At 63.3% G+C, this 12,666-nt stretch carries 11 protein-coding genes; 3 read left to right on the top strand and 8 right to left on the bottom strand.

Translation table 11 applies throughout. The annotated features are described in order from the left end of the window. Entirely contained in the window at positions 1–975 is a 975-nt protein-coding gene (locus tag KUV86_RS09300; RefSeq protein ID WP_222484583.1) for a TRAP transporter substrate-binding protein, read from the bottom strand. Between the two features lie 264 nt (positions 976–1,239). Between KUV86_RS09300 and KUV86_RS09295 the strand changes: the two genes are divergently transcribed. Further along, complete coding sequence (locus tag KUV86_RS09295; protein WP_222484581.1) at positions 1,240–2,280, top strand: LacI family DNA-binding transcriptional regulator; 1,041 nt, start codon at positions 1,240–1,242, stop codon at positions 2,278–2,280. 8 nt (positions 2,281–2,288) lie between these two features. Here the strand turns inward: KUV86_RS09295 and KUV86_RS09290 are convergent, their stop codons facing one another. The 5 genes from KUV86_RS09290 to KUV86_RS09270 all read right to left on the bottom strand — a co-directional run bounded on the left by KUV86_RS09290 (position 2,289) and on the right by KUV86_RS09270 (position 7,254). Beyond that, positions 2,289–2,564 (bottom strand): hypothetical protein, encoded by a 276-nt coding sequence (locus tag KUV86_RS09290; protein WP_261397595.1) that lies wholly within the window; start codon positions 2,562–2,564, stop codon positions 2,289–2,291. Positions 2,565–2,632: 68 nt separating this feature from the next. Beyond that, positions 2,633–3,880 carry a TRAP transporter large permease gene (locus tag KUV86_RS09285; RefSeq protein WP_222484637.1) on the bottom strand — a complete coding sequence of 416 codons (1,248 nt, stop codon included), beginning with the start codon at positions 3,878–3,880 and terminating at the stop codon, positions 2,633–2,635. Further along, positions 3,877–4,377, bottom strand: coding sequence for a TRAP transporter small permease (locus KUV86_RS09280; RefSeq protein ID WP_315900976.1), 501 nt, complete (start codon positions 4,375–4,377; stop codon positions 3,877–3,879). The genes KUV86_RS09285 and KUV86_RS09280 overlap by 4 nt, the downstream gene beginning before the upstream one ends. Beyond that, on the bottom strand, positions 4,378–5,439 hold the full coding sequence (locus KUV86_RS09275) for a TRAP transporter substrate-binding protein (protein WP_222484579.1): 1,062 nt from the start codon (positions 5,437–5,439) through the stop codon (positions 4,378–4,380). Between the two features lie 189 nt (positions 5,440–5,628). Continuing rightward, entirely contained in the window at positions 5,629–7,254 is a 1,626-nt protein-coding gene (locus KUV86_RS09270; RefSeq protein ID WP_222484577.1) for a glucan biosynthesis protein, read from the bottom strand. Positions 7,255–7,677: 423 nt separating this feature from the next. Here KUV86_RS09270 and KUV86_RS09265 point away from each other — a divergent pair, with 423 nt between their 5' ends. Together KUV86_RS09265 and KUV86_RS09260 are read left to right on the top strand one after the other, a co-directional pair. Then, complete coding sequence (locus KUV86_RS09265) at positions 7,678–8,739, top strand: HlyD family secretion protein (RefSeq protein WP_222484576.1); 1,062 nt, start codon at positions 7,678–7,680, stop codon at positions 8,737–8,739. Between the two features lie 43 nt (positions 8,740–8,782). After that, positions 8,783–9,841: a DUF2955 domain-containing protein gene (locus tag KUV86_RS09260; protein WP_315900975.1), complete on the top strand. Its 1,059-nt coding sequence runs from the start codon at positions 8,783–8,785 to the stop codon at positions 9,839–9,841. A gap of 248 nt (positions 9,842–10,089) precedes the next feature. Here KUV86_RS09260 and KUV86_RS09255 read toward each other — a convergent pair whose 3' ends face one another. Both KUV86_RS09255 and KUV86_RS09250 read right to left on the bottom strand, forming a co-directional pair. After that, positions 10,090–11,373, bottom strand: coding sequence for a lactonase family protein (locus KUV86_RS09255; RefSeq protein ID WP_222484574.1), 1,284 nt, complete (start codon positions 11,371–11,373; stop codon positions 10,090–10,092). Positions 11,374–11,693: 320 nt separating this feature from the next. Continuing rightward, entirely contained in the window at positions 11,694–12,644 is a 951-nt protein-coding gene (locus KUV86_RS09250) for a LysR family transcriptional regulator (protein WP_222484573.1), read from the bottom strand. Between the last annotated feature and the right edge of the window lie 22 nt (positions 12,645–12,666).

Genomic DNA, 12,666 nt, shown 5'->3' with positions numbered 1-12,666 from the left:
TTACTGGATCAGCGAGAGCACGTAGTCACGCACGGCGGGGTCGTATTCCTGGGCGATCTGCTCGACCGCTGGACGTGCCGCCTGGCGGAACGCGGCCACATCCGGCTCCACGATCTGCATGCCTTCTTCCTCAAGCTTCTGATACAGCTCGGCCTGGCCATCGGCCACCAGCTGGTCGCCCCAGGCGGTGGCATCGGCTACCGCATCCAGTACCACCTGGCGATGCTCGTCGGACATCTCCTGATACAGGTCTTCGTTCATCAGCCAGTGGAAGAAGGAATAAACGTGCTCGGTGCGACTGACGTAGTCCTGCACCTCGTAGAGCTTACCGGCGTAGATGTTGTCGACCGGGTTCTCCTGCATCTCGATGACGCCGGTCTGCAGTGAGGTGTACACCTCTGGCCAGGCGATGGGGCTGGGCAGGGCACCGATCTCACCCCACACCGCGACCCAGGGCGCAATCTCCGGCACCCGCATGCGCACGCCGCTGACATCCTCCGGGGTCTCGACCGCTGTCTTGGCGGTCAGGTTGCGAGGGTTGCGGGCAGACAGGCCGACCAGGCGCATGTTGCCCTTGGCGATCAGACTCTGGTTGAGCGCTTCGCCCATCGCTCCCTCATAGATCTTGCGCGCCTGGTCGCTGGAGTCATAGACGAAGGGCAGGTCGGCGGCAGCGAACTCGGGGGCGTACAGCGTCATGGGCATGGAACCGCCCAGGGCAATGGCGTACTCGCCGTAGCTGGCTCCCTCGAGGTGGTCCCGTTCACCGCCCACCTCGGTACCCAGCAAGGTGACGGTCAGCTCACCATCGGTATTGGACTCGATGGTGTCCTTCAAGCGTTCACCGATCTTGAACATCGCATGGGAAGGATCGGTATGGATGGCGATAGCCAGATCCTCGGCTGCGGCGGTGCCGGCGGAAGCCAGAGAAATGGCGGTGACAAGCGCAAGTGGGGTGAGGCGGCGTGGGTTCATTGTGATTATCTCCTCGGGACGTGAGCGGCGTGACGGCTCAGCGGGAAAGTCGGGCAAACGAGGGAATGCCCTGGCGTCATCCACCAAGGTAGTCGATGGACTTTGGGTAGCGCTACCATTTTGATGGTAGCGCTACCCATACTTTGGTCTTGGGTTACACTGCGCAGCAGGACGGGGATGATGTCCTTATGTGTTTTACAGCCCGAGGCCGCTTTCCCGCAAAGCGGACGGTCGCGGGCACGACAAGCGAGATCGAGGAACCCCATGGACAGACAGGAAGGTCGTTCACGCAAGCGTCATCGTGGTCAGGGCCGCGTCACCCTGGCGGATGTGGCGCGCCAGGCTGGCGTGGCGCCCATCACCGTATCGCGAGCGCTGAACACGCCGGGGCGGGTCTCAGAAGCGGTAAAGGCGCGGGTGGATGCGGCGGTAGAGGCGCTTGGCTATGTACCGAACCTTATTGCGGGGGGGCTGGCCGCCGCGGGTACCCGGGTGATTCCGGTGATCGTGCCATCGCTGGCCATCCTGACCTTTATCGAAGTCATCGACGCCATCCAGAAACGGCTCGAGGCCGCCGGCTATCAGATGCTGCTGGCCACCACCGACTGGGATCTGGATCGCGAGGCAGGGCTGGTCGACACCGTGCTGGGCTATTCACCCTCGGGTGTCATCCTGACCGGGTTGCGCCATCACCCTCGGGTGATCACCCGCCTCAAGGAATGGGGGCGTCCGGTGGTCGAAATCATGGAGGTGGGGGAAGATCCCATCGACATGAACGTGGGCGTCGATGGACTGGCGCTGGGGCGTGCCATGGCGCGCCACCTGCTGGACAAGGGCTATCGCCGGATCGTCTTTGCCGGGTCCCATCTGGGGCATGACTATCGTGCAGCCCAGAGGCTCGAGGGACACCAGCAGGCGCTGGCTGAGGCAGGGCTTTCACAAGGGCAGGTACTTGAATACGCCGAGCCTGCGTCCTACGCGGTGGGGGCGAGGGCGCTGGCAGATCTGCTGGCGATGACTCCCCGGCCAGACGCGGTGGCCTGTTCCAACGACATCCTGGCCAGCGGCATCTTGCTGGCGGCGAGCAAGCAGGGCATCCGTATTCCGGACGAGCTGGCGGTAGGGGGCTATCTGGGACTGCCGTTGGCCGAGCACCTGTCGCCCCCACTCACGACACTGGCGGTGGCGCGCAGTGACATGGGACGACAGGCAGCCGAGCTATTGCTGCAGCGACTGGAGGGAATGACACCAGCGGAGCCTGTGCGGGACCTGGGCTTCACCCTGGTGGAAGGGGGCAGTACCTGAGGCGCTGCTCAGTTATCCGGTACCACCCCGGGCTCCCGGTAGATCACCCCTTCACGCTGGCGCTCCTGCTCGGACTTGTGCTCATCCACTGGCGGCACCCCCCAGACGGTTTCCTTGCGGCCGTCATCGTAGGAGTAGGTGGTGCACCCGCTCAGACTGGCCAGCAGCACGCAGGCCAGCAACGAGCAGGACAGCACCAGGCGCGCGCTACGGCCTTGCGCTGCAGGCGTGCGGTCAGTGCTGTGGCCTGACCTGGCCAGGTGTAGCGGTGTGAAATCGGGCATGTTGACTCCCTGTCAGAGGCGACGAGGCCTTGGGACGGCTCGTGATGCATCAGTATACCTGCTGAGGGCTAGATCAGCAGCGGTACATAGACCACCAGCAGCAGCACGCCGATCAACCCCAGCAGATAGGGCAGAATCGCCCGAGTGATGCGCTCAAGCGGCAGCTGCGTTACCGACGATGCGACATACAGATTGATCGCCACCGGAGGCGTGATCATGCCAATGGCCAGCCCCACCACGATGATCAGGCCGAAGTGCACCGGGTCGATGCCGAGTTGTGTGACCAACGGCAGCAGTACCGGTGTCAGGATGATCAAGGCGCTGGCGGTCTCGATAAACACCCCCGTCAGCAGGATGACCGCCACGACCAGCAGCAGCACGACGTAGGGGTTGGTCGACAGCGACAGCACCGATGACGCGATCTGGGCCGGAATCTGCGCACTCGACAGCGTCCAGCTGAGCACCGCCGAGGTGGCGATGACCAGCATGATCACCGAGGTGGTGATGGCCGACTGGATCATCACGCGGTAGACGTCCTTGAGACTGAGGTCCCGATAGATGAACAGCGACACCAGCAGCGCATAGACCACCGCGACGACCGCCGCCTCGCTGGGGGTGAAGATGCCCGAGAAGATGCCACCCAGGATGATGACCGGTGTCATCAGTCCCCAGCTGGCGGCGCGCAAGGTGCGTGCAATGGTCGCCAGTGACAGCGGACTACCGTGGGGATACTGACGTCGATGGGCCTGGACCAGAGCAATCCCGCCGAGTCCGAGTCCCATCGCCAGTCCTGGCAGGAAGCCCGCCAGAAACAGATCGGACACCGACTCCTGGGCGATCACCGCATAGATGATCATCGGCACCGATGGCGGGATGACCACCCCGATGGTGCCGCTGGCCGCGATCAGACTGGCCGCAGAGGCCGGATCGTAGCCCTTGCGCTTGAGCTCGGGCACCAGGCTGGAGCCCACCGCTGCGGTGGTGGCAGCACCTGAGCCAGAGATGGCGGCGAAGAACATGCCGGCGAGTACCGAGACCAGGGACAAACCGCCCTTGAGGAAGCCGAACAGGCTGTCGGCGAAGTCCACCAGCTTGCGACTGACCGCGCCCTGTGCCATCAGGTCACCGGTCAGGATGAACATCGGCACCGCCACCAGCGCAAAGGTATTGATGCCCTGGAACATCTGTTGAGGCACGACGGCCAGCGGCGTGCCCTGCATGACCAGCGTGGCCAGGGTGCTGGCACCGATGGTGAAGGCGATGGGCACGCCCAGCAGCATCAGCACGAAGAAGGCAATGAGCAATAGCAGCATCAGGCGTCACCCCCATGGTGGGCGGTCGTCCGTCCGGCGATCTCGTTGAGTATCGCGACAAGGGTGGTCCACGCCATCAGCACCGCCGTCAGCGGCATCACCGCATACACCCAGGTCATCGACAGGCGCAGTGAGGCTGACTTCTGAAAGCTCTGTAGCTGCATGTAGTTCCAGCCGATGATGGCCAGCGCCACCAGGAACACCAGGACGCACAGGTGCGCGCACAGGCGAGCCGCCCTGCCGCTGACGCCGGGCAGGGCATCCACAACGAAAGTGACGGCGATGTGGCGGCCGGAGCGATAGGCCAGGGTGGCGGCCAGGAAGGTGATCCAGACCAGCAGGAAGCGGGCGACCTCTTCGGTCCAGCCGACGGCGGTGAAGGCCACCCGTGAGACGATCTGCAGGGAAATGACGCCAATCAGCGCCGCCATGGCGATAAACACCACGGGGCGCGTGCCGGCGTCGAGTCCCTGCTCAAGACGTTCGAGCAGGGACAGCACTTAGTTTGACTCCTGTTGCGCCTGTGCAGACTGCCCCAGCGCTTCCTGAATGCGCGGCAGGTAGTCACCGAACTGGTCGCCGTAGGTCTCGTATACTGGCGTTACCGCCTGCTGGAAGGCGGCGATATCCGGCGATTCCTCGATGGTCATGCCTGCCTCGCGCAGCTCGGCCAACTGCTGTTCCGCCATGGCCGCGTTCTGTTCGCGCTCGTATTCTGCTGCCTGCTGCGCGGCCGATGCCACCACTTCCTGGGCGGCCTCGGGCAGCTTCTGCCAGCTGGGCATGCCCATCACGAAGATGGCGGGGGCATAGGTGTGGCGTGACAGCGTCATGTAGTCCTGGGTCTCGTTGAGCTTGAACGAGTGGACCACGTTGATCGGGTTTTCCTGGCCGTCGATGGTGCCTTGCTGCATGGCCGTCAGGGCTTCGGTCCAGGCCATGGGCACGGCGTTGGCACCCAGCTCGCGGAAGGTGTCGACGTAGACCGGGTTTTCCATCACGCGGATGCGCAGGCCTTCGATGTCTTCCGGGGTCTTTACCGGACGCTCGGAGTTGGTCAGGTTGCGGAAACCACGCTCAGCGTAGGCCAGGCCCTTGAGATTGACGTCCGCCAGCTTGTCGAGCAGCTCCTTGCCGATCGGTCCGTCCAACACCGAGTAGGCCTCTTCCGGTGACGCGAACAGGAACGGCAGTTCAAACACGGCCATGGGCTCGACAAAGTTGGCGACCGGACCATTAGTGATCACGCCCATGTCGACGGTGCCGATCTGCATGCCTTCCAGCAGCGTGCGCTCATCACCCAAGGTGGCGTTGGGAAAGATCTCTACATCGACCTTGCCATCGGTACCGGCTTCCACCAGTTCCTCGAACTTGGTGGCGGCCAGGTGAAAGCCATCCTGCTCGTTGACCACGTGGGCCAGGCGCAGAGTGATCGGGTCCATGTCGGCGAAGTCGTCCGCCAGGGCGACAGGGGCGGCGAGCACAGAACCCGCAGCGATGGCAGCGGTGAGGGTAGCGAGGGCGAAGGGCGAGGACCGGCGTGACGCGAGATGGCGTGTCATGACACTTCCTTGGAGTCGTGTTCAGCGAAGCAGGGCGCCTCATCCCGAGCCGAATCATCGAGATGATTCGGACGGGAAGATAACGCACCTTGATTTTTAAGGGCTTTTATTTAGAGGCTGAAGGTCTTCAGCCACAAGGAATCATGCCGGAAGCGGCGCCACGCGGTCAATTCGGGGGGAGAGGTGCCATCAGCCCTTGAGGTGATCGGCGTTGTGCAGTTCACGCTGATCCGCGGGGGGCGGTGTCCACTGATAGATCCAGGTCTCGGTCAGGGGATTGCCGTCCTTGTCACGCAGGTACAGGCGCAGGTTGATCGGCTCGCTGCCGTCGTCCGGTGGTACGACGTCGAACATGGCGCGGTAGCCTTGGATCTCAGCCAGCGGGCGGGCCGAGGTGATTTCGATCTCGCCGGCGCTGGCCTCGATCACGGCATCCACGTCCACCTCCTGGTCGCCGTCGAAGGGGAAAGGCCCGCCACGGAAGTCGACGGCAAACCGCCAGCTGAAGTACTCGCGCAGCTGGCCGACAACGCCCCCAAGCCCTGTGCGGGTGGCGACGCAGCGGGCCAGACTGGGCTGGCGGGCGGGCAGGTCATACCAGCTGAGGCGGTAGGAGTAGCGCAGCTCCTGGCCCGGCTCCACCGGTGTCTGTGGGCGCCAGTAGGCTACGATGTTGTCGAAGGTTTCGTCCTTGGCCGGCAACTCCACCAGGTCGATGCTGCCTTCCCCCCAGCCTTCGGTGGGCTCGACCCAGACGCTGGGACGGCGATCGTAGTAGACGCCGTCATCCTGATAGTGGTCGAAGTCGTGATCGCGCTGGGCGAGGCCAAAGCCCTGAACATCGGTGGCGGCGTAGGCGTTGTAGCGCAGGCTGGAGGGGTTGACCAGGGGACGCCACAGCCATTCGCCGTCGCCGGTGTGAATGCTCAAGCCGTCGGAATCATGGATCTCGGGGCGCCAGTCGTAGTTGACGTCGCGGTCGTTCTCGCCGACCAGGTACATGCTGGTCAGTGGTGCGATGCCCAGTCGTTCGATGGCCTTGCGTGGATACAGCGTGGCGGCGACATCCATCACCACACCTTCAACATTGCGGCGGATGTCGAAGCGGTAGGCCCCGGTGGTGCTTTCCGACTCGAGCAGCGCATAGACGATCACGCTATTGTCGCCGTCTGGCTGTTCCAGCCAGAAGCGGGTGAAGTCCGGAAACTCCTCCGGCGTATCGCGGGCGGTATCGATGGCCAGGCCGCGGGCCGACAAGCCGTATTGCATGCTCTGGCTGACCGCGCGGAAATAGCTGGCGCCAAGGAACGAGGCAATATCGCGCTCCGGGTCCTGATGATGGTGCAGGCGGAATCCCGCAAACCCGAGCTGCGGCGACAGCGCGTCGGTATCGACGACGGGGCTGTCGTCTTCACCGCCAAAGCGAAACAGCTCGGGGTCGTAGGCCAGCTCCTGGGCCTGCCCCTCGCTGACCTGGTAGATCCTCACCGGCGTGGTAAAGCCCCTGCCCAGATGAAACAGCTGTCCCGTGTAGGGGCCATTGCTGTCCTTCCACAGGGCGTGGTCGGCGCGATAGCCGATGGACTGGTAATCGTCCCAGGACAGCGACTTCAGCTCTTCAGGCAGTTCGCCCTCGTGATCGTCGTGGGGCTGCTGTGACAGGTGCCGAGCAAAGCCCTTGAGCCAGGCGTAGTCAAAGGCCACCTTGTCGCCGGTGGTGTTCAGGCGCTGGTCCATCGCCGCGAGCAGGGGGGAAATCGGCAGGGCATAGGCGCTTAGCGCGGTGGCGGCCTTCAGAAAATCACGTCGCTGCATGTCCATCATCCTTGTGGTGAGCAAATGCCGTGTCAGCAGGTGGCTGCTGTGAAGTGCGCGGTACGGGCCAGGGAAGACCCGAGCATCCAGCGCTACGACTGCTCGAATCAGCAAAGGTTCACCGATGGGAAGATCGTCGACGCGGTGACCGCCAGCAGCCGATGCGTCCATAGATCCGTGGGGAAGGCAGCGAAGGGGAAAGGCAGCGAAGGGGAAAGGCGTCGGGGGAAAAATGGCGGGGGAAAGATGGCGGGGCAAATGTGCCTGTTATTGTTACCATGCTAATTAAATGCTAGTCTTCGCGGCCGCCCTGGGCGCTCATCGAGCGAAGCATTGGGCACGTTGACCTGTGCATGGCGCATCACCGCCGCCCCCCAGGGAAGGATGACGGCGAAGTGAGCGATTTCGAGCAAGAGGAACCCCATGACCCCCGATCAGCGCTTCAAGTGGCTAGTGCGCCTGGCCTTGGGCCTGTTTGTCCTGATGTTTGGCTATTTTGTGGTGGCCGATACCTACATGCCGATGACCCCGGAAGCGCGAGTCATGCGTCCGGTCGTGCGTATTGCGCCGGAAGTCAGTGGCCCGGTGGCCCGTGTCGATGTGTCCAACAATGTCCACGTCGAGGCTGGCGATGTGCTGTTTCGCCTGGATCCCGCGCCGTTCGAGCTGGCGCTGGAGCAGGCGCAGCTAGAGCGGGAGGCCGCGCGCCAGGAAAATGACACCCTGAGCGCGAGCATTGCCTCCGCCAGAGCGACGTTGGATGCCGCCAGGGCGCGAGCACAGGAGAGCCGCCAGGAGCGCAGTCGCGGTGAGCGTTTGATTGGCCAGGGCAGTATCTCGCGGCAGCGGCTGGATGGCCTGGTGGCCACCGATCGACAGGCGCAGGCAGAGGTCAAGGCAGCCGAAGCGGAAGTGGCGCGCCTGGAGGTGGAGCTGGGGGCTGAAGGCGACGCCAACCTGCGCCTGCGGCAGGCGCGTAACGCGGTGGAACAGGCCCGCCTGGACCTGGAGCACACCGTGGTGCGCGCCCAGCATTCCGGCATCATCAGTAACCTGCAGCTGGAAGTGGGCGATTACGCCACCCAGGGGCAGCCGCTGGTGGCGCTGATTTCCGATGAGCTGGACGTGATCGCTGACTTTCGCGAAAAGAGTCTGCGCAAGGTCGCGGCCGGTGATGATGCCAGGATCGTGTTTGATGGCCTGCCCGGCCAGGTGTTCAGTGCCCGGGTCGAACAGCGTGATGCCGGTGTCCGCGATGGCCAGGTCAGCGCCGATGGCAACCTGGCGGACATACCGACCACCGACCGTTGGCTGCGCGATGCGCAGCGTCTGCGCCTGCATCTGACGCTGACCGACGACGTGCCTCAACGGCTGCCGACAGGGGCTCGTGCCACCGTGCAGCTGTTTCCCGGTGACCACCCCATCGCCCATCCGCTGGGGGCCTTGCAAGTGCGGCTGATGTCCTGGCTTCACTATGTCTATTGATCGCTCTCGATCCTCTGACAGCGCACGGTCGTCCGATACGCCCGTGCGGAGCGACAAGCCCGCACCGCGGCCGTCGAAACTCAGCCGCAACGACTTGCGCCAATGCCTGCGCATCGCGGTAGGCGCCTGGATCGGTTTTCTGGTCAGCCAGTTGATGCATTGGAACTACGGCGTCTTCTTTACCGTGTTTCCGATGTTTCTGCTGGGCATCATTCCCGTGTTCAATGCCCATGTGGTGCGTCAGTTCCTGGGCAATGCCTGTCTCAACGTGGTGGAGATCAGCCTGGTGGTGGGCCTGACCCAGCACCTTCCCGCGGTGATGACCGGCCTGGTGTTCCTGATGTTTCTGGGGCGCTTCACCTTGATGGCGCGCGGGCCGCTGTTCGTGTTTGGTGCCAATGGTGTACTGACCCTCAGCATCATGCTGCATTTTTCCAGCTATCCCGATCTCGACCTGTTCGACCTGCTGACCAGCAATACCGTAGCCAGCCTGTTGGCGGTGGCGATCGCGGCGCTGATGCATAGCGTCTTTCCTGACGTTGACCCGCGCCAGCCGCCTCCGCCCCAGCTCAAGAGCGTGTCGCTGCAGCGTCATCAGGCATTGATTGGCGCGATTACCGCGACGCTGTCGTTTCTGGTGTTTCAGCTGCTCGATCTGCGCGATTCCCTGTCGGCGCAGATGGCTACCATCCTGATTCTGTTCGCCCTTGGCTATCACGGCGCCAAGGCGTCTGCTCATCGTCGGGCGATAGGGACCTTGCTTGGCTGTAACCTGGCGCTGTTGCTGCAGTTGGTCCTGTTCACCAAGAGCAGTCACCTGCCGCTGGTGCTGCTGGCCTACGGCATTGGCCTGCTGCTGTTTGCTCGCGAGCACGTTATCGAAAAGGCCGGGTCGGGTATCGGCTTTGGCGGGCTGACGACGCTGGGCATCCTGTTTGGCCAGTATCTTCGCCCCAACCAGGACCTGGTGGTGGATGCGTTGTACCGGTTCAGCTCGATGTGCGTCGCCCTGATGGCGACCTTGGTGGCCATGGCCGTGCTGCATCGATTGCTGGATCTGTGGCCGGCGGTATCCAGTCGCGGCGACGACGATCAGGGCTAAGGTTTCCGGGCGGACTATTAGTGAATGAGTGCTGGTGGGTGAGTGTTCGTGGATAAACGCCGCTGACGCTGTTGGCATCCTGCTTAAGACGCCCATCGCCTGGCCAACCTACGCGTGCAGATAGGGGCCGTACCTCTACGGCCCCCTATCCGACCCCATCCGACCCCATCCGACCCTATCCGATAGTGTGTCGATAGTGTCGTTCCGTCACGTCCCGCTGGCGTCAGGCCGTTGGCCTCAGCGCCAATCTACTCCTTGCTGGCCAGCGTCTCTTCACCCGGTACCGGTATGGTCACCAGCCCGTAGGAGTGCACCTCGGCACTGCCCGGATAGGCGTCGACCACCGACAGGCTGCCATCGTCGTGGTCGATCTCAAACACCCAGGTCTTGCCGGTGTTGCCACTGATGACGTTGACATAGTGGCCGTCGGCGCTCAGGTCCATGTCGGCGAAGTACTCGTTGTAGTCCTCGGCCCGATAGGCCGCCTCCTCGAGCAGGGCGATACTGCCATCTTCCGGGTCGATGCTGTAGGTCGACAGGCTGGACGTGTGGGAGTTGGTGGTCCAGGCGTAGCGTCCGTCCGCCGAGGTGGTGACCCAGCAGGCGGCCTGCTCGCCACCCCAGATGTCGGTTCCCGTCATCACATCCGCCGACACCATGGTGAGCTTGCCGTCGGGGTCGATGTCGTAGGATGACATCGAGCCGGTCTGGCCCTCGTACTCCTGCAGGAAGGGGTACTTGGCCTTGCTCTCTTCCGAGGATGGATGGAACTGATAACCCTGGGTGATGTAGCGGGTCTCGGTGACCAGTAAGGTACTGTGGCCATCGGGCCGAGTGATCAGCTTGGTGCCGATGGGCAGCGCGAAGAAGCGATCTTCCGACAGGTGCGGCGACGGCAGGCTGGAGACTGGCGTCTGCGACAGCAGGCCATCGTCGTCGACCGCGTAGACGTGCACCATACCGGTAAGAAAGCCCACCACGGTGAGGTACTTGCCGTCCTCGGTAAATTCCATGCTGACCGGTGAGTCGTCCAGTGCCCGCAGTGAGTTGGCCAGCTCCGTCAGCTGGCCGTTCCCATCGATGGTGAAGCCCTTGATCACGCCGGGCTCGTCGTTGGCCCCATTGGTGCTGGCGACGTACACCAGCCCGGCATGGCCATCGATGGCCTTGGGCTTGGCCCCGCCAGCGTCAACCACGTTGTTGAGGGTAAGGGTCAGGTCGTCTTGTACGTGCAGCGATGACAGGGTGCCATCGCCGATGTTGACCACCAGCACATTGCGGTCGTCGGCGGAGCGCCAGACGCCATATGCCGATCCCAGCGGATCAAGGCCGCCATCCATGCCATTGCCAGCGCCACCGGTGGGGTATTCGCCGATCTTTTCCAGGGTGCCGTCATCAAACTGACGCCAGGCCACCAGCGAGTTCTGTTGCTGATGGTTGGTGGCGACGTACACGCCCCCGGTCACTTCCTTGGCCATGGTCGGCAGGGAAACCGAGAGCAGCAGCGCTGTCATTACGACGGGTGTCTTCATAGGGGTGCCTCTTCCTCGGCCTGCTCCTGGGGCTGCCCGTCAAACTGTGCTCGACAGGCGCTTAGTTCAGGTAAATCTTAGGCAAGAATGGCGGCCATGAAGGCTTTTAACTGTCGTCAAACGAGCGTTGCTCGCGGAAGATGCGCAATTCCGTGCTATGGCTAGGCGATGTCCGAAAAGTCGGCGAGCGAAGGTTAGACAAGGCAAAAATCGGTGAAAAAGCGCAGTTTACGGGGTGTAAATGAGCATTTTGACCGGGCTGGCGCACCAGCCTATTTTTAACGCTGTATTACCGAGCGCAGGCACTTTTCAGACGAGCCCTACGGCTCCTGGGACAGGGGGCGGCGGTCCCATAACGGCGGGTCCCCGACCTGTTCCGTGACGTAGTCGACGAACAGCGCCACCTTGCGCGGCCCCAGGCGAGACGCGGCGTAAAGCAGGTGAATGGACCGCTCTTCCGGGGCCACCTCCCACTGCCATTCGGTAAGTAGCGCTACCAGGCTGCCTTCATCCAGCTCCTTGGCGATCATCCAGGAGGGAAACAGCACGATGCCCTGGCCTAGTACCGCGGCGTGGCGAAGGCTCGGCGCGTCGTCACTGTGCAGCGAGCCGTCCACGTCCAGGCGCTGAAAGTCCGCCGCGCCGGGTTGGCGCCAGAACCAGCGCTGGCGGCCGTACTCACCCTGGTAGCGCAGGCAGTCGTGGTCGAGCAGGGCGGCCGGAGATGTCGGGGTGCTAGTTGTCGCAAGATAGTCAGGAGACGCCGCCACGATATAGCGCATGGGCGCCAGCGTGCGTGCGACCAGGTTGGAGTCGGTCAGTGGGCCGACGCGAAAGGTCACGTCGGCTGCGCTGCGCACCGGGTCGACGAACTGGTCGGTCAGGCGTAGTTCTGTCGTGATCTTGGGGTAGCGCCGGGAGAAGCCACGAATCAACGGCACGACTTGGCGCTCGCCAAAGGCGACCGGGGCGTTGATGGTCAGGGTGCCGGCCGGTTCATTCTTGGCCGCGGTGATGTTCTCCGTGGCGGCGTCCAGGTCGGCAAGCACAGGACGAATCGCCTCGATGTAGTGCTTGCCTGCCTCGGTTAGCTCCACTGCGCGGGTGTGACGGTGGAACAGGGCTTGCCCCAGGCTGCGCTCCAGCGTCTGAATCTGCCGTGAAATGGATGACACCGCACGATGGCTGCGGTGTGCCGCGGCGGTGAAGCCGCCAGCATCCACGACCAGCCGGAAGGTGCGTAGCGCGTTCAGGTCAACGTTGCCTTTCATGCAATAAACCTTTGCCATCATA

The sequence above is a fragment of the Halomonas sp. DP8Y7-3 genome (genome assembly GCF_019801675.1).
Lineage (GTDB): Bacteria > Pseudomonadota > Gammaproteobacteria > Pseudomonadales > Halomonadaceae > Halomonas > Halomonas litopenaei_A.
This window is presented reverse-complemented; position numbering and strand designations above follow the sequence as displayed.